This window comes from Catellatospora sp. NPDC049133 (genome assembly GCF_040648455.1).
In the GTDB taxonomy this organism is placed as follows: domain Bacteria; phylum Actinomycetota; class Actinomycetes; order Mycobacteriales; family Micromonosporaceae; genus Catellatospora; species Catellatospora aurea.
This window is the reverse complement of record NZ_JBEZDT010000008.1, coordinates 54,038-69,451: the sequence shown is the minus strand read 5'-3', so window position 1 is coordinate 69,451 and position 15,414 is coordinate 54,038. Positions and strand designations below refer to the sequence as shown.

The window sequence follows — 15,414 nt, the reverse complement described above, 5'->3', positions numbered from 1 at the left end:
GGCGGTTCGCTGGTGGGCCATCGGCGTCACTGTCGTTCAGCCAGTGGATTCACGCCACCGGTTACATGTTCTCCGGAAGTACGACTGTTGACTTGGTCTTTGCCGACTGCAGCACCGCCGAGGCCACCTCGACCGTACGCAGGCCCTGTCGCAGGGTCACGATGTCGCTGGGCTTGCCCTCCACCGCGTCGCGGAAGCGCTCGTGCTCGACGAGCAGCGGCTCCCGCTTCGGGATGGCGAATCGGATCATGTCACCCTCGGCCACGCCGCGGAAGGAGCGCAGCGCCTCCCACTCGGTGGTGATCGCGCCGTTGGCGTAGAAGGTCAGGTCAGCGGTGAGCGTGTCGGCGACGAAGCAGCCCTTCTCGCCGGTGATCACCGTGGACCGCTCCTTGAGCGGGCTCAGCCAGTTCACCAGGTGGTTGACCATGGAACCGTCGGCGAGCTGGCCCACCGCGGCGACCATGTCCTCGTGCGGGCGGCCGCTGCGGAACACCGTGTGCGCCGACACCGAGACGTACGACTGGCCGGTGACCCAGCTGGTCAGGTCGATGTCGTGGGTGGCCAGGTCCATCACCACGCCGACGTCGGCGATGCGGTGCGGGAACGGGCCCTGCCGGCGGGTGACCACCTGGAAGACCTCGCCCAGGTCGCCGGCCTCCAGCCGGGACCGCAGGTTCTGCAGCGCCGGGTTGTAGCGCTCGATGTGCCCGACGCCCGCGACCAGGCCGGCCTTCTCGAACGCGTCGACCAGCCGGCGGGCGCCGTCGATCGACGGGGCCAGCGGCTTCTCGATCAGCGCGCAGATGCCGTTGGCGGCCAGCTCCAGGCCGACCTCCTCGTGCAGCGCGGTCGGGCAGGCGATCACCGCGTAGTCGATGCCCAGCGCGATGAGCTCGGCGACCGTGGGGACCACGGGCGCCCGGAGCGTGCCGGTGCTGTCGCCCATCGGGTCGACGACCGCGACCAGCTCGACGCCGGCCAGGTTCGACAGCACGCGGGCGTGGTTGCGGCCCATCGCGCCGAGCCCGATGAGGCCGGCGCGCAGCTTGCGTTCGGTGCTCACAGCTTGCCCGCCACGGTGTTCACGCCGTCGGCGATGTACTCCAGCTCCTCCGCCGTCAGCGACGGGAAGACCGGCAGCGACAGCACCTCGGCGGCGGCCTTCTCGGTCTCCGGCAGGTCCCACGCCGGGTTGACCTTGCCCTCGGCGGTCAGGTACGGCTTGAGACGGTGGATCGGCGTCGGGTAGTACACCGCGCTGCCGATGCCCTTCTCGGTCAGGCCCTGCTGCACCGCGTCGCGGTTACCGCCCTGCACCCGGACCGTGTACTGGTGGTACACGTGCTTGGCGTTGTCCGCGACCGGCGGGGTCACCACGGCGGTGATCCGCGAGTCGAGGAACTTGGCGTTGGCCTGGCGCTGCTCGGTCCACTGCGGGAGCTGCTTGAACTGCTCCCGGCCGACCGCCGCGGCGACGTCGGTGAGCCGCATGTTCGCGCCGACGATCTCGTTGGCGTATCGCTGCTCCATGCCCTGGTTGCGCAGCAGGCGCAGGGTGCGGGCGAACTCGGCGTCGGCGGTGGTGATCATGCCGCCTTCGAGCGAGTGCATGTTCTTGGTGGGGTAGAAGCTGAACGTGCCGGCGATGCCGAACGCGCCGACCGGGGTGCCGTTCAGGGCCGCGCCGTGCGCCTGGCAGGCGTCCTCCAGGACGGCCAGGCCGTGCCGCTGCGCCAGCTCCATGATCCGGTCCATCGCGGCGGGGTGGCCGTACAGGTGCACCGGCATGATCGCCACGGTGCGGGGGGTGATCGCGGCGGCGGCGGCGTCGGGGTCCAGGCAGAAGCTGCCGGGCTCGATGTCGGCGAAGACCGGCTCGGCGCCGACCAGGCGGACCGCGTTGGCGGAGGCGGCGAAGGAGAACGACGGCACGATGACCTCGTCACCGGGACCGACGCCCATCGCGATCAGCGCCAGGTGCAGGGCGGACGTGCCCGAGTTCACCGCGACGCTGTGACGGCCGTCCACCAGGGTCGAGAACTCGTCCTCGAACGCCTTGACCTCCGGGCCCTGTACGACCATGCCGCTGCGCAGGACGCGCACGGCGGCTTCGATCTCGGCCTCACCGATCACCGGTCGTGCCGGGGGGATGGGCTTTCCGTTCAAGGGGTCCTCCTCGTTTCCTTTGCCGTGCTGTTCAACGGACCCGTACCGATGGCGAATCCGATTCTATATTCGCTGGTGAGACTCATTTGGCGGTGCTGAATTCCTCATAAGCGGCGAGCACCTCGTCGGTCGGCCCGTCCATCCGGATCACGCCCGACTCCAGCCAGATCGTCCGCTCGCAGGTGTCGCGAACGGAGCTGAGGGAGTGGCTGACCAGGAAGACCGTACCCGCGCCGGCCCGCAGTTCGCGGACGCGGTCCTCGCTGCGCTTGCGGAACTTGGCGTCACCGGTGGCCAGCGCCTCGTCGATGAGCAGCACTTCGTGCTTCTTGGCCGCCGCGATCGAGAACCGCAGGCGGGCCCCCATGCCGGAGGAGTACGTGCGCATGGGCAGCGAGCTGAAGTCGCCGCGCTCGTTGATGCCGGAGAAGTCGATGATCTCCTGCGTCTTGGTGCGCACCTCGCCCTTGGGCATGCCCATCGCCAGGCAGCCCAGCACCACGTTGCGCTCGCCGGACAGGTCGGCCATCATCGCCGCGTTCACGCCGAGCAGCGAGGGCTGGCCCTTGGTGTAGACCGCGCCCTTGGTTGCCGGCAGCAGCCCGGCGATCGCCCGCAGCAGGGTGGACTTGCCCGAGCCGTTGGTGCCGATCAGGCCCACGGCCTCGCCCTCGTGGGCGACGAAGCTGACGCCCTTGACCGCGTGCACCTCGCGCACGGTCGCCGACGGCCCGCGCGAGGCGATGCGGCGCAGCGCGCCCAGCGGAGAGTTGTCCTTCGCCGCGCCGTGCACCCGGTAGACGATGTGCACGTCGTCCACGACGACGGTGGGAACCCGGGTCTCAGCCACGGCCGTACTCCTTCTCGCCACGCCAGAAGTAGAAGAAACCGAGCGCGCCCATCACGACCGCCCAGCCGAGGGCGACGAGCCACATCGACTCGACCGAGAAGTGGGACGGCGGGGTGGTCGTGATCAGCGCCTCGCGGGCCAGCTCGATGAAGACCAGCATCGGGTTGAGGTGCAGCAGCGTCGAGGCCCAGGTCGGCATGTTGTCGGTCGCGGTGGTCAGGCTGTAGAACACACCCGAGCCGTACAGCCAGGTGCGCAGCACGAACGGCATGATCTGCTTCAGGTCGACGATCTTCGAGCCCAGCCGGGCCAGCAGCATGGCCAGGCCGCCGCTGAAGACGGTCTGCAGGAGCAGCAGCGGGATCAGGGTGAGCCAGGCCAGCCGCGGCGGCTCGCCGGTGACCAGCACGATCGCGATCAGCACCGCCATCGAGGCCAGCAGCTGCTGCAGCTGGGTGATGGTGACCGACAGCGGCAGGCTGGCCCGGGGGAACTGCAGCGCCCGGATCATGTTCAGGTTGGCGGTGATGGACACCGTTCCGGCCGAGGCCACCGCCGACGTGTAGCCGAAGATGAAGATGCCGCAGCACAGGTAGGCGACGAAGTTCTCGATGCGGTCGCTGGTGCCCAGGATCACGCCGAAGATGAGGTAGTAGACCGCGGCGTTGGTGAGCGGGGTCAGTACGTGCCAGAGCTGCCCGAGCCGTGCTGTGGTCAGCGTCGCGACGTTGCGTGCGTTCGCGAACGCGACGATGAAGTGCCGGTAGGCCCACAGCGAGCGGATGTACTCGCGGACGCCCGGCCGCTCACCCGCGGCGCGCAGGCCGTAACGGGCCGCGAGCTGGGCTGGTGCGACGGTGGGATAAGGCTCTGTCACCACAGCTTCTGCCATGGTACGGGCTCCGATCTCCAGACTGGGGATGAGTGGCGGTCACACACGGTAGCCGACGTCGAGGAAGAGACGCCACCGTATCGACGTAAACGTGATGCTAGTCGGCCGCGCGTCGCGACGCAACCGTTGCGTCGCTGCGCTATCGTATGCACGTGCTGGCAGAGAGTAGGCGCGTCCCCGCGGGGGCGGCCGTGTTGAGAGGGGATATCACCGAGGCGATCCAGGCCGCGGTGGTGGAGGAACTCGCCCAGGTCGGCTATGGCCGGCTGTCGATCGAGGCGGTGGCCAGGCGGGCCGGTGTGGCGAAGACGGCCGTGTACCGCCGGTGGGGCTCCAAGCTCGAGATGGTGCTGGAGATCGTGTCCGGCCTCGCGGGCCAGAAGCTGCCGCTGCCCGACACGGGGACGCTGCGTGGCGACCTCATGATCCTTCTGCAGATCCTGACCCGGGCGCTGCGGCACCCGCTGGCCTCGCAGGTGATCCCGGACCTGCTGGCCGAGGCGGCCCGCAACCCGCAGATCGGCGAGAAGCTGCAGCAGGCGCTGCGGGCCAACCAGCACGAGATCGGGGCGCTGCTGATCGGCCGCGCCGTCGAACGCGGCGAGCTGCCTGCGGACACCGATCCCGACCTGGCGGTGGACCTGATCGTCGGCCCCGTGTACTGGCACCTCGCGGTGACCCGCAACCCGGTGCCGGCCGACTACGTGCCGCGCCTGGTGTCGGCGATCATCGCGGGCCTGACCGGCTGATCCGGGCGCGCCGCGTGCCGCCGGCCACTGTCGTGGGCGGCGGCACGCGGCGCGGGCTGTCATGCTCCGGCCGCCGTCACAGGCCGGCGGGCCGCTCCGCGTCGCGGGACACGATCTGGCCCTTCTCGTCGACCCAGCCCAGGTGCCGGGCGGGGTTGCCGGCGACCAGCTGGTTCGGCGCGACGTTCTTGGTGACCACGGAACCGGCCGCGACCATGGCGTGCTCGCCGATCACGGTGCCGCAGACGATGGTGGCGTTGGCGCCGAGCGAGGCGCCGCGCTTGATCAGCGTCGGGGTGATCTGCCAGTCCGGGTTCTGCGCGCGCGGCCGCAGGTCGTTGGTGAACACCACGCACGGGCCGACGAAGACCTCGTCCTCGATGGTGACGCCGTGGTAGACCGACACGTTGTTCTGGACCTTCACGAGGTCGCCGATCACGACGTTGGCGTCGACGTACACGTTGCGCCCGATCACGCAGCCGGCACCGATGGTCGCGCTGTTGCGCACGTGCGCCAGGTGCCAGATCTTGGTGCCGGCGCCGACCTGGGCGCCTTCCTCGACATCGGCGCTGGGGTGCACGAAAACGGGGGGAGTGGAGGGGTTGCCAGTCATTGTCGACCACCGTGTTCCGGGGCGCTCCGCGCCGGGTTTGGGCTGCTGGCGCAGCCGGACGCGTACGAGATTAACCCGTGCGGACCCCGTCGCGGACAGGGGTCGCCGCAGGTGGCCCGGTCAGTTTCCGCCGCGGTCGACCTGGACCACGACCTGGCTGTCGGTGATCTCGGTGACCTTCACGGTGAAGTCGCCGACGGTCACGCCGTCGCCGCGCTGCACGGTGACCTCCTGACCGGCCACCTTGAGCGTCACCGAGTCCTGGTTGGCGCTGACGAGTTGCACCTCGACGCCGAGAATGGAGATCTTCGCATTGGTGACGTTGCGCTCGAACGTGATCGTGCAGCCGGTCGTGCTGCAGGTGCTGGTCGCGCCCTCGCCGCTGCAGCCGGCCAGCGCGCCGCCGGTGAGCGCGACCGCCAGCGCTGCGGTGGCGATGAGACGACTCGTCCTCCGTGCGAACATTAAGCGATCATAAACCCTTCGGGACGGGGGAACGGCGATGATTGACCAGATTGTGGACATTCTGCGCGAGACCGCCGAGGCGGTGGTCCTGCCGCGGTTCCGCAACCTGGCCGATGGGGAGATCATCGAGAAGAGCCCCGGCGACCTCGTCACGATCGCCGACCGCGAGTCCGAAGTCATGCTGACCGCGAAGCTCGCGGCGCTGCTGCCGGGCTCGCTGGTGGTCGGCGAGGAGGCCGTCGCGGCAGACCCGCACGTGCTGGCGCGGCTGGACGACGACGGTGCGGTGTGGCTGATCGACCCCATCGACGGCACCGGCAACTTCGCGAGCGGGCAGGAGCCGTTCGGCATGATGGTCGCCCTGATGCGCGGGGGCGTGCCGGTGCTCGCGGTGATCTACGAGCCGGTCCCGGGGACCGTCGCGGCAGCCGAGGCCGGTTCCGGCTCCTACGTCGACGGCGTGCGGATGGTGCTCGACCACACCCCGTTGGGCGAGGACCAGCTGCGCGGCGCGGTGATGACCAAATACCTGCCGCCGGAGCTGCGCGAGCAGGTGGTGTCCCGGCTGCCGAACCTGTCCGAGGCGATCCCCGGGCTGCGCTGCGCCGCCCGGGAGTATCCGGAGCTGCTGCGCCAGACGCGGCACTTCGCGCTGTTCTGGCGGGCCAAGCCGTGGGACCACGCGCCGGGGGCGCTGCTGATGCGCGAGGCGGGCGGGGTCGTCCGGCACTTCGACGGCGCGGACTACGACCCGGTGCACCCGCGCAACGGGCTCGTCGTGTGTCGTGACGATGCGGTGTTTGGGCTGGTACGGAGCGTGTTACTGGCATGAGCAACTTTCGGTTCGGCGTGGCGCTGCGGTAATCTGCGTCGCGGCCGTACGTCTGCGGGTGCCCCCGACACCCGTGGCGGCCGCCGCCGCGCGCACCTCCAGCCCCTTCCCTTCGCGGCGTGAGACGGAAGGATCCACGTCCGTGACCCTGACGGTGCGCCCTCGGCGCCGTTTCGTGCCGGCCATCGCCGCCGCCGTGGCGGTGGTGTTCCTGGTGACGTCGTTCCCGGCCGCCGCGAACGCCGAGCCCAACGAGATCTCCTCGACCAAGATCGCACAGCTGCGGCAGACCCTGGAGAGCGCCGCCGGTCAGTACCTGGAGGCCGACGGACTGCTCACGAAGGCTAAGACCGAGCAGGCCGCCCTCAACAAGTCGCTGGTCCTCGCGGAGAACCGCTACCTGCGGGCCAAGACCGGGGTGCAGAAGTACGCCGCCGAGGCATACAAGGCCGGCCGCCTGGGCGTCATCGGCGTCATGCTGAACGCCAACTCGCCCGACGACTTCATGGCCCGCTCCGCCGCGTTCGAGAAGATGACGGCCCGCGACGAGGCGAAGATCAGTGAGCTGGTCGCGGCCCGCAAGGAGATCGACACGACCAAGGCCGAGATCGACGCGCGGGTCCGCGAGCAGAACAAGCAGCTCGCCGAGATGAAGAAGTTGCGCGCGGCGACCGAGCGGGCGCTGTCGGCCGTCGGCGGTTACTCCATCAACGGCTGGGTCGACCCGTACGCGCCGACCGCCGCCCCGGCCAAGCGCAACGCCGACGGCAGCTGGCCCTCGCAGGGCTGCACCGTGGACGACCCGACCCCGGCCAACGGCTGCATCACGCCGCGCACGCTGCACGCCCTGCAGCAGGCGCAGCGGTGGTTCCACCACTACGTCTCCTGCTACCGCTCCGGCGACATGTACGAGCACCCGAAGGGCCGCGCCTGCGACTTCTCCTCGGAGCCGGACGGGTTCAAGAACTTCACATCCAAGGGCGAGAACAGGCTCTACGGCGACAAGCTGGCCTCCTTCTTCGTGAAGAACGCCAGCCGGCTCGGCGTCATGTACGTGATCTGGTATTGCAAGATCTGGCTGGCCGGATCGGGCTGGAAGACCTACCGCTCGGCGGGCGGCAAGTGCGGCGACGACCCGGCCGGCGACCACACCAACCACGTCCATCTGTCCGTGCTCTAGCTGCGCGCTACACCGCCTGGGCGGTCGTTGTGGGTTCCGCCCACATGGCCGCCTGTGAGGTGTCTCTCTAGCGTGGTCCGCGACCCCGAGGTGACTCGCTCCGGCAACACCGCATTAACAAGAGCGACCTCGCGGCATCGACAGATCACTCAATGAGGAGATGCAGTGAGCGAGCGCAGACTGCACGTATTTGCCGAGAATGCCGGTCTCTCCCGGCGCGTGTTCGTTGCCTCGACGGTCGCCGCCGCGTTGCTGGCCGCCGCCGGTTGCAGCAGCCCGCAGGAGGCCGCGCAGGGCACGGGCGGCGACGGGGCACCGGTCAAGGTCGGCCTGGTCTACTCCCAGTCCGGCGCCCTGGCCAGCTACGGCAAGCAGTACATCGACGGCTTCAAGGCCGGCCTGGCCCAGGCCACCAACGGCACCAACAAGGTCAACGGCCGGGCGATCGAGCTGCTGGAGGCCGACGACGCCGGTGACCCGGCCAAGGCCGTGTCCGCGGCGAAGGACTTCATCGGCAAGGGCGTCAAGATCCTCGCCGGGTCCGCCTCGTCAGGTGTCGCACTCCAGGTCGCGCCGGTCGCCGCGCAGGACAAGGTGCTGTTCATCTCCGGTCCCGCCGCCACCGACGGCGTCACCGGCGTGAACCGCTACACGTTCCGCTCCGGCCGGCAGTCGTACCAGGATGTGCTGGCCGCGAAGTCGTTCATCGGCGACGCCAAGGACAAGAAGGTCGTCGTCTTCGCCCAGGACAGCGCGTTCGGCAAGGCCAACGAGGCCGCGGTGACCGCGGTCATCGGCGGCGCGGGCGCGAAGGTGTCGGCGATCCTGGTCCCGGCCAGCGCGACGGACTTCACGCCGTTCGCCAGCCAGGTCAACGCCGCCAAGCCGGACCTGCTCTTCGTGGCCTGGGCGGGCACCACCGCCACCGCCATGTGGGGCGCGCTGGACCAGCAGGGCGTGCTCGGCAGCACCACCGTGGTGACCGGCCTGGACCAGAAGGCGTCGTACCCGGTGTTCGGCGCGGCCGGCGAGAAGATCTCCTTCCTGTCGCACTACTTCGACGGCGCTACCAGCAACGACGCCGCCAAGGCGGCGAGCGCGAAGATCACCGGCGGGCTCGACCTGTTCAGCCCGGACGGCTTCAACGCCGCGCAGATGGTGGTGCGGGCGATCGCGGAGGGCGGCGACGACATCGAGAAGATGGTCGGCGCGCTGGAGGGCTGGAGCTTCGACGGGGTCAAGGGCAAGATGACCATCCGCAAGGAGGACCACGCCATGATTCAGCCGATGTTCCAGGTCAAGCTCGTCGGTTCCGGCGCGGCCGCCAAGCCGCAGCTGGTCAAGGAGCTGGCCCCGGAAGAGGTCACCCCGCCCGCCGTAGCGATGAAGTGACCTGTGGACCACCCCGTAACGGGTACGACCGAGGCTCCGTCCGCGCCGCAGCAGCGGCCCGGCCGGAGCCTCGGCTCCCCACAAGCCCCCGCCGTGCTGGCGACCGACGCGCTGACCTGGCGCATCGGTGAGGTCGCCATCGTCGACGGCGTGTCATTGCAACTGCACCCCGGTGAGTTCCTCGGTGTGATCGGCCCCAACGGGGCCGGCAAGACCTCCCTGTTCAACCTCATCTCGGGCCTGCGCGCGGTCACCGCCGGCCGGGTGCTGCTGCACGGCGCGGACATCACCGCGCTGGCCCCGCACCGCCGGGCGCAGCGCGGCCTGGGTCGCACCTTCCAGTCCTCGTCGGTCTTCGGCAGCCTGTCGGTCCGCGAGAACGTCCGGCTCGCGGTGCAGGCGCACCGGGGGGGCTCGATGGCCCTGTGGCGGCGCGCCGCCACCTACCGCGAGGTTGGCGAACGCGCTGACGAGTGCCTGGCCGTCGTCGGGCTCGGCGCGCGCGGCGACGCGCTCGCGGGCACGCTGGCCCACGGCGAGAAGCGCAAGTTGGAGATCGCGCTGCTGCTGGCGGGCGAGCCGTCGGTGCTGCTGCTCGACGAGCCGATGGCCGGGGTGTCCGCGGAGGACGTGCCCGAGCTGGTCGAGGTGATCAGGGACCTGACCGCCCACAGTGGTCGCAGCGTGCTCATGGTGGAACACCACATGGACGTGATCCTGGAACTGGCCGACCGCATCGCCGTCATGCACCACGGCGCGCTGCTGGCCTGCGACACCCCCGACGCGGTGATGGCCAACGCCACCGTGCAGGAGGCATACCTGGGGGAGGGCCTATGACCGCCGCCGAAGAGCGGACGTCCGCGCCGGCCCCGGTCACAGCCGCGAGCCTGCTGCACGTGGAGAACCTGTCGGTGCGCATCGCCGGGCTGCACATCCTGCAGGGTGTGTCCTTCGAGGTCGCGGCCTCTGGCGTGACCGTGCTGCTCGGGCGCAACGGGGTCGGCAAGTCGACCACGCTGCGGGCGATCCTGGGGCTGACCCCGCGCAACGGCGCGGCGACCGGCTCGATCCGGCTGGGTGGCGACGAGATCCTCGGCAAGCCGACCCACGCCCTGGTCAAGGCCGGGCTGGGCTTCGTGCCCGAGGACCGGTGCGTGTTCGCGGGCCTGACCGTCGCGGAGAACCTGCGGCTGGCCGAGCGCACCGACACCCCCGACTACGACCTCGTCTTCGGGCTGTTCCCCGAGCTGTCCAAGCGGGCGAAGCAGCGGGCGGGTTCGCTGTCCGGCGGGCAGCAGCAGATGCTGTCGCTCGGCCGGGTGCTGCTCAACCCCAACAGGCTGCTGCTGATCGACGAGCCCACGAAGGGTCTCGCGCCGAAGGTGGTCACCGAGGTGGCCGAGGCGCTGGAGCGGGCCGCGCAGGCGGTGCCGGTGCTGCTCGTCGAGCAGAACCTCGCCGTCGTACGCAGACTCGCCGGTGACGCCGTCGTCATCGCCGCGGGCCAGGTCGCCTGGACCGGGCCGGGCGAGCGGCTGCTGGCCGACCCGGCGCTCACCAAGTCTCTGCTGGCCGTCAACGCTGCCGGGGGGCACTGATGTCGACGATCGTCCTGATGACCGTCACCGGGCTCGGCCTGGCGGCGCTGTACTTCCTCGTCGCGTCGGGCCTGTCGCTCGTGTTCGGGCTCGCCGACGTGCTCAACTTCGCGCACGGGCTGTTCCTGTCCGTCGGCGCGTATGCCACCTGGTGGGCCGCGGGCAACCTGCCCGGCGCGGGCCCCGACGGGTGGGGCTTCGTGCTCGCCGTGCTGTTCGGCGTGGTGGCCGGGACCGTGGTCGCGGCGCTGGTCGAGCTGGTCATGATCCGGCCGCTGTACTCGCGCACCATCGAGCAGGTCCTGGTCACCGTCGGCCTGTCGCTGGCCGGAGTGGCCGCGCTGCAGGCGGGCTTCGGCGCGGACCCGCGCCCCTTTCCTCGCCCCTCGTGGACCCAGCAGGTGGTCACCCTGGCCGGAGCCCGGGTGCCGCTGGACCGGCTGCTGCTGATCGTCGCCGCTCTGGTCGTGCTCGGCCTGCTGCTGGCCTTCCTGCGCTGGACCCGGTACGGCCTGATCATCCGGGCGGGGGTGGAGAACCGGGAGATGGTCACCGCGCTCGGCATCGACGTGCGCAAGGCGTTCACCCTGGTCTTCGCCATCGGCGGAGCCGCAGCGGCGCTCGCGGGCGCACTGTCCGGGGTGTACTTCGGCAGCGTCTCGCCGACCAGCGGGGCCTCGCTGCTGATCTTCGCGTTCATCGTCGTCGTGATCGGCGGCATGGGCTCGGTGCTGGGCTCGGCGGTCGCCGCGGTCGCGGTCGGCCTGCTCCAGCAGTTCGTCAACTACTACGGCACCTCGGGCGCCGGAGACATCTGCGTGGTCGCGCTGCTGGCCGTCGTGCTGCTGTGGCGTCCCGCGGGCCTGGCCGGAAAGGCGGCGACCGCATGACCCCGCTCACGCTGCTCAAGCGGTACTGGCCGGTGGCGGCCTTCGTGGCGCTGGCGCTGCTGCCGTACAGCGGGATCACCATTCCCGGGCTGTTCGACGGGCCGCTCAACTCACCCGGGGCACTGCAGGTGCTCGCGCTGTGCCTGGTCTTCGGCGGCCTCGCGGCCGGTTACGACCTGCTGTTCGGGCGCACCGGCCTGCTCTCCTTCGGGCACGCGCTCTACTTCGCGCTCGGCGTCTACGGCACCGACATCCTCGTCACCAAGTACGGCTACCCGCTGCCGCTGGCCGCGCTGCTCGCGGTGCTGTTCGCGACCACCGTCGCCACCGCGCTGGGCGCGGTCGCGCTGCGGGTGCACGGCATCGCGTTCTCCATGGTCACCCTGGCGTTCGGGCAGGTCGGCGCGATTCTGGTGGCCCGCGACCCGGGCGGCCTGACCGGCGGCGAGGAGGGCCTGGCGCTGAACGCCGCCGGGTTGCCCGACATGTTCGTCGGCGTCGTCAACACCGTGAACCTGTACTGGCTCGCGCTGGCGTACCTCGGCCTGGTCGTGGTGGTGCTGCACCGGGTGGCGCAGTCGCCGACCGGGCGGGTGTTCGCGGGACTGCGCGACGACGAGCGGCGCGTCGGGGTGCTCGGCCTCGACCCGTACCGCTTCAAGCTGGTGTCGTTCACCCTGTCCAGCTCGCTGGCCGCGCTCGGCGGGGTGGTGTACCTGCTGCTCGCGGCCGGTGCGTCGCCGCACGTCGCGTCGTCGGACCTGACGCTGACGCTGCTGGTGATGGTGGTGCTCGGCGGGCCCGGCACCCGGTTCGGGCCGGTGCTCGGCGGGGTGCTGTTCACCTACCTGGACCACCGGCTGACCGATTTCGGCGGCTCCGACGCGGTGGACTCGCTGCCCGGCGTGCTCGCCGGTCCGCTGTCCCAGCCGCTGTTCGTGTTGGGCACCATCTTCATCCTGGCCGTCTACTTCTTCCCCGGCGGCCTCGCCGGCCTCGGCACCCGCCTTACGGCGCTGCGCCGCACCGTCACCCCACCCCCTCGCCCCTGACGACCCCTACTCCCACCACCTGCCGCAACTCTTAAGAGTCGCGGCCTCGGCACCCGTCTGAGGCCGCAAGTCTTCAAGAGTTGCGGCACGGGTGGGGCGGGCGGTTGGGGGTCAGCGGGTGGAGAGGACTACGCGGCCGAAGCTGTTGATGGGGAGGGAGTCGATGGGGTCGACTCGGACGCGTTCGCCGAACTGGGGGGCGTGGACCATCTTGTCGTCGCCCAGGTAGATGCCTACGTGGTGGACGTCGCGGTAGAAGAAGATCAGATCGCCGGGGACGAGCTGGCCGCGGGAGATGGTGCGGGCGCGCTGCTGCTGGCGGCCGGAGCTGTGCGGCAGCTGGATGCCGATGGTGCGGAACGTGGCGGCGACCAGCCCTGAGCAGTCGAAGCCGCCGGGGCCTTCCCCAGCCCATTTGTAGTCCTTGCCGATCTGGGCGAGTGCGTACTTGAGGACCTTCTCGCTGGCGCCGGCCAGCCGGGGCACGGCCGGTTTCGCCCGATCCTCGGTGCGGGAGGCCATCCGGCCGGTGGGGCCGTACGCCTTGGTCCGCAGCCTCTTGAGCTCCTTGATCGCTGATTCGATCGTGGCCTGCTGACGGCTGAGCTGCTTCTGCTGGTCCTTCTGCTGGTCAAGCAGCGCGCCCAGGGTGCGCTGCGCGGTGGCGTACCGCTCCGAGGTGAGCGCCAGCTCCTCGATCTCGCGCTGCTGGTGCTGCGTGTACGACTTCATGAGCAGCAGCCGGTCCACGACGTCGCGGGTGGTGCCCGCGTCGAGCAGCAGTGACAGTGACATCGACCGGCTGGACCGGTAACCGGCGGCCGCGAGCCGGCCGACGGCGCCCCTGCGGTGCGTGATCTGCTCCTTCAGCGGGTCGATCTGACGCTGCAGGACCCCGGTCTGGGCGGCCGTCGTCTTGAGGTCTTCGCGCAGGTCGTGATATTTCTCCACGACGACCTCGAGCTGGTCCGACTTCGCGCGGATCTGGCGGTCGAGCTCGGCGCTCGACGGTTCGGCGTGCGCGGCGCCCGAGATGAGCACGGTCGACGCGATCAGCGTCGCGCCTGCCCATAACACGAGGCGCCGCGTGGCGGAGTTCGACACGTGGTTATAACGACAAAAGTGCATGATCGGTGCACCACCGGTCCGTTCGACATGTCCGGCGACACTCCGCGAGGGTTGGCGGTGGTACCCCCAGGGGGTATGGTGAAATCGTGGAGAGCACGGAGAAGACCCCGGTCGGCTACGCCCACGACGACGACAAGCAGGCGCTGCTCGCGCGGCTGAAGCGGGTCGAGGGGCAGGTCCGCGGGCTGCAGCGGATGGTCGAGCAGGACACTTACTGCGTCGACGTCCTCACGCAGATCTCGGCCGCCACCCGGGCGCTGCAAGCGGTGGCGCTCGGCCTGCTGGAGGGCCATCTCAACCACTGCGTGGTGGACGCCGCCCGGCAGGGCGACCCCGCCGCCAAAGTCAAGGAAGCCACCGAGGCGATCGCTCGCCTGGTCCGGTCATAGGTCGTAGGGAGACCGCGATGTCCGTTCGGACGACATACCAGATCACCGGCATGACCTGCGGTCACTGCGTCAGCGCGGTGACCGCCGAGCTGACCGGGCTGCCCGGCGTGAAGGCGGTCGAGATCGACCTCGCCGCGGGCCGCGCCGTGGTCACCAGCGATTCCGTGCTGCCGCTCGACGAGGTGCGCAACGCGGTCGACGAGGCGGGCTACCAGTTGGCCGGCGTCGATGCCTGAGCAGCGGGCGACGGCGGCCGAGCCCGAGGTCCCGGCGCAGCCCGGCGTGGTCCGCGCACAGGCCGCCGGCCGTTCCGGCGACCCGGCGGGCACCAGGCTCGGCATGTTCGTCGGCGGGCTGATCGTGGCCCTGGTCGTCGGTTTCACCCTCGGCAAGGTGCTCGGCCCGGCGGAGAGCCCGACCCAGGGCGCGACCACCGGGGCCCCGGCGGCCTCGACGGACGCCATGGGCGGCGCGCACACGCACGCCCCGGGCGCCAGCGCCGGTTCCGAGGTCGGCGGACTGTCGGTGAGCAGCGGCGGCTACACGCTGGCCCCCGCGGCGGCGGTGTTCGCCGCGCCCGGCCCGCAGCAGCTCACGTTCACGGTCAACGGGGCCGACGGCAAGGCGGTGACGAACTTCGCCGTGGTGCACGAGAAGCCGCTGCACCTCGTCGTGGTCCGCCGGGACATGACCGGCTACCAGCACCTGCACCCGACCATGGCCGCCGACGGCACCTGGACGGTGCGGGCCGACCTGTCCACACCGGGCCCGTGGCGGGCGTACGCCGACTTCACCGCGATCAGCGCGGGCGGCACGCAGACCGCGATCGCGCTCGGCACCGACCTCACCGTCGCCGGTGACTACCGCCCGCAGGCGCTGCCCGCGGCGGCCCGCGAGGCGGCCGTAGACGGCCTGACCGCGGCGTACGAGGGCACCCCGGTCATCGGGGCCAGCCAGCCGCTGCTGTTCACGGTGAAGCAGGGCGGCGCCGTCGCGGCGCTGGAGCCGTACCTCGGCTCGTTCGGTCATCTGGTGGTGCTGCGCGAGCTGGACCTGGCCTACGTGCACGTGCACCCGGAGCCCGCACTGGTCAACGGGGGCGTGAAGTTCTGGCTGGCGGCCCCGAGCCCGGGGCGCTACCGGATGTTCTTCGACCACTCCGTGGGCGGCAAGGTGCGTACGGCGCAGTTCACGCTGGAAGTGAAGTAAGGGGCA

General features: G+C 70.5%; 18 protein-coding genes. 11 read left to right on the top strand and 7 right to left on the bottom strand.

From position 1 onward, the window contains the following. Nucleotides 1-61: 61 nt before the first annotated feature. From AB0B35_RS11085 to AB0B35_RS11070, 4 genes are all read right to left on the bottom strand, one after another. The gene (locus AB0B35_RS11085) at nt 62-1,066 is read right to left on the bottom strand and encodes a Gfo/Idh/MocA family oxidoreductase (RefSeq protein WP_361043520.1); all 1,005 of its coding nucleotides are present in this window, start codon (nt 1,064-1,066) and stop codon (nt 62-64) included. Then, nucleotides 1,063-2,169 (bottom strand): DegT/DnrJ/EryC1/StrS family aminotransferase, encoded by a 1,107-nt coding sequence (locus AB0B35_RS11080; protein ID WP_360536920.1) that lies wholly within the window; start codon nt 2,167-2,169, stop codon nt 1,063-1,065. Before AB0B35_RS11080 ends, AB0B35_RS11085 begins: the two co-directional genes overlap by 4 nt. 82 nt (nt 2,170-2,251) lie before the next feature. Beyond that, complete coding sequence (locus AB0B35_RS11075) at nt 2,252-3,019, bottom strand: ABC transporter ATP-binding protein (protein ID WP_360536922.1); 768 nt, start codon at nt 3,017-3,019, stop codon at nt 2,252-2,254. Continuing rightward, the gene (locus AB0B35_RS11070) at nt 3,012-3,911 is read right to left on the bottom strand and encodes an ABC transporter permease (protein WP_361043517.1); all 900 of its coding nucleotides are present in this window, start codon (nt 3,909-3,911) and stop codon (nt 3,012-3,014) included. Before AB0B35_RS11070 ends, AB0B35_RS11075 begins: the two co-directional genes overlap by 8 nt. A 152-nt stretch (nt 3,912-4,063) precedes the next feature. Here AB0B35_RS11070 and AB0B35_RS11065 point away from each other — a divergent pair, with 152 nt between their 5' ends. Next, on the top strand, nt 4,064-4,660 hold the full coding sequence (locus tag AB0B35_RS11065; protein ID WP_360536926.1) for a TetR/AcrR family transcriptional regulator: 597 nt from the start codon (nt 4,064-4,066) through the stop codon (nt 4,658-4,660). Nucleotides 4,661-4,736: 76 nt separating this feature from the next. On the opposite strand, the gene AB0B35_RS11060 is transcribed toward AB0B35_RS11065, so the two are convergent. Together AB0B35_RS11060 and AB0B35_RS11055 are read right to left on the bottom strand one after the other, a co-directional pair. Continuing rightward, nucleotides 4,737-5,273 carry an acyltransferase gene (locus AB0B35_RS11060; RefSeq protein WP_203698665.1) on the bottom strand — a complete coding sequence of 179 codons (537 nt, stop codon included), beginning with the start codon at nt 5,271-5,273 and terminating at the stop codon, nt 4,737-4,739. Between the two features lie 120 nt (nt 5,274-5,393). Continuing rightward, nucleotides 5,394-5,738, bottom strand: a complete 345-nt coding sequence (locus AB0B35_RS11055; RefSeq protein ID WP_360536930.1) for a hypothetical protein — start codon at nt 5,736-5,738, stop codon at nt 5,394-5,396. A gap of 37 nt (nt 5,739-5,775) precedes the next feature. Between AB0B35_RS11055 and AB0B35_RS11050 the strand changes: the two genes are divergently transcribed. The 7 genes from AB0B35_RS11050 to AB0B35_RS11020 all read left to right on the top strand — a co-directional run bounded on the left by AB0B35_RS11050 (nt 5,776) and on the right by AB0B35_RS11020 (nt 12,682). After that, nucleotides 5,776-6,570 (top strand): inositol monophosphatase family protein, encoded by a 795-nt coding sequence (locus AB0B35_RS11050; protein ID WP_361043514.1) that lies wholly within the window; start codon nt 5,776-5,778, stop codon nt 6,568-6,570. Nucleotides 6,571-6,712: 142 nt separating this feature from the next. Beyond that, nucleotides 6,713-7,750: a hypothetical protein gene (locus tag AB0B35_RS11045; protein WP_361043512.1), complete on the top strand. Its 1,038-nt coding sequence runs from the start codon at nt 6,713-6,715 to the stop codon at nt 7,748-7,750. Nucleotides 7,751-7,915: 165 nt separating this feature from the next. Then, complete coding sequence (locus AB0B35_RS11040) at nt 7,916-9,142, top strand: substrate-binding domain-containing protein (protein ID WP_361043509.1); 1,227 nt, start codon at nt 7,916-7,918, stop codon at nt 9,140-9,142. A gap of 93 nt (nt 9,143-9,235) precedes the next feature. Next, nucleotides 9,236-9,979: an ABC transporter ATP-binding protein gene (locus tag AB0B35_RS11035; RefSeq protein ID WP_361043898.1), complete on the top strand. Its 744-nt coding sequence runs from the start codon at nt 9,236-9,238 to the stop codon at nt 9,977-9,979. After that, nucleotides 9,976-10,740, top strand: coding sequence for an ABC transporter ATP-binding protein (locus AB0B35_RS11030; RefSeq protein ID WP_361043507.1), 765 nt, complete (start codon nt 9,976-9,978; stop codon nt 10,738-10,740). Before AB0B35_RS11035 ends, AB0B35_RS11030 begins: the two co-directional genes overlap by 4 nt. Beyond that, the gene (locus tag AB0B35_RS11025) at nt 10,740-11,630 is read left to right on the top strand and encodes a branched-chain amino acid ABC transporter permease (RefSeq protein ID WP_361043504.1); all 891 of its coding nucleotides are present in this window, start codon (nt 10,740-10,742) and stop codon (nt 11,628-11,630) included. The genes AB0B35_RS11030 and AB0B35_RS11025 overlap by 1 nt, the downstream gene beginning before the upstream one ends. Then, nucleotides 11,627-12,682 (top strand): branched-chain amino acid ABC transporter permease, encoded by a 1,056-nt coding sequence (locus AB0B35_RS11020; protein WP_361043501.1) that lies wholly within the window; start codon nt 11,627-11,629, stop codon nt 12,680-12,682. Before AB0B35_RS11025 ends, AB0B35_RS11020 begins: the two co-directional genes overlap by 4 nt. 111 nt (nt 12,683-12,793) lie before the next feature. Here AB0B35_RS11020 and AB0B35_RS11015 read toward each other — a convergent pair whose 3' ends face one another. Continuing rightward, nucleotides 12,794-13,759, bottom strand: coding sequence for a C40 family peptidase (locus tag AB0B35_RS11015; RefSeq protein WP_361043498.1), 966 nt, complete (start codon nt 13,757-13,759; stop codon nt 12,794-12,796). Nucleotides 13,760-13,896: 137 nt separating this feature from the next. Between AB0B35_RS11015 and AB0B35_RS11010 the strand changes: the two genes are divergently transcribed. From AB0B35_RS11010 to AB0B35_RS11000, 3 genes are read left to right on the top strand one after another with little or no spacing between them, the layout of a single operon-like run. After that, complete coding sequence (locus tag AB0B35_RS11010; protein ID WP_361043495.1) at nt 13,897-14,199, top strand: metal-sensitive transcriptional regulator; 303 nt, start codon at nt 13,897-13,899, stop codon at nt 14,197-14,199. A gap of 17 nt (nt 14,200-14,216) precedes the next feature. Further along, the gene (locus tag AB0B35_RS11005; protein ID WP_360536946.1) at nt 14,217-14,435 is read left to right on the top strand and encodes a heavy-metal-associated domain-containing protein; all 219 of its coding nucleotides are present in this window, start codon (nt 14,217-14,219) and stop codon (nt 14,433-14,435) included. Next, the gene (locus AB0B35_RS11000) at nt 14,428-15,408 is read left to right on the top strand and encodes a hypothetical protein (RefSeq protein ID WP_361043492.1); all 981 of its coding nucleotides are present in this window, start codon (nt 14,428-14,430) and stop codon (nt 15,406-15,408) included. Before AB0B35_RS11005 ends, AB0B35_RS11000 begins: the two co-directional genes overlap by 8 nt. Nucleotides 15,409-15,414: the final 6 nt, after the last annotated feature.

Bases quoted from the DNA above. Each gene is read 5' to 3' on its own strand.
- AB0B35_RS11025 (WP_361043504.1), top strand. From the start codon at position 10,740: ATGTCGACGATCGTCCTGATGACCGTCACCGGGCTCGGCCTGGCGGCG.
- AB0B35_RS11020 (WP_361043501.1), top strand. From the start codon at position 11,627: ATGACCCCGCTCACGCTGCTCAAGCGGTACTGGCCGGTGGCGGCCTTC.
- AB0B35_RS11055 (WP_360536930.1), bottom strand. From the start codon at position 5,738: ATGTTCGCACGGAGGACGAGTCGTCTCATCGCCACCGCAGCGCTGGCG.
- AB0B35_RS11070 (WP_361043517.1), bottom strand. From the start codon at position 3,911: ATGGCAGAAGCTGTGGTGACAGAGCCTTATCCCACCGTCGCACCAGCC.
- AB0B35_RS11000 (WP_361043492.1), top strand. From the start codon at position 14,428: ATGCCTGAGCAGCGGGCGACGGCGGCCGAGCCCGAGGTCCCGGCGCAG.
- AB0B35_RS11050 (WP_361043514.1), top strand. From the start codon at position 5,776: ATGATTGACCAGATTGTGGACATTCTGCGCGAGACCGCCGAGGCGGTG.
- AB0B35_RS11030 (WP_361043507.1), top strand. From the start codon at position 9,976: ATGACCGCCGCCGAAGAGCGGACGTCCGCGCCGGCCCCGGTCACAGCC.
- AB0B35_RS11060 (WP_203698665.1), bottom strand. From the start codon at position 5,273: ATGACTGGCAACCCCTCCACTCCCCCCGTTTTCGTGCACCCCAGCGCC.
- AB0B35_RS11005 (WP_360536946.1), top strand. From the start codon at position 14,217: ATGTCCGTTCGGACGACATACCAGATCACCGGCATGACCTGCGGTCAC.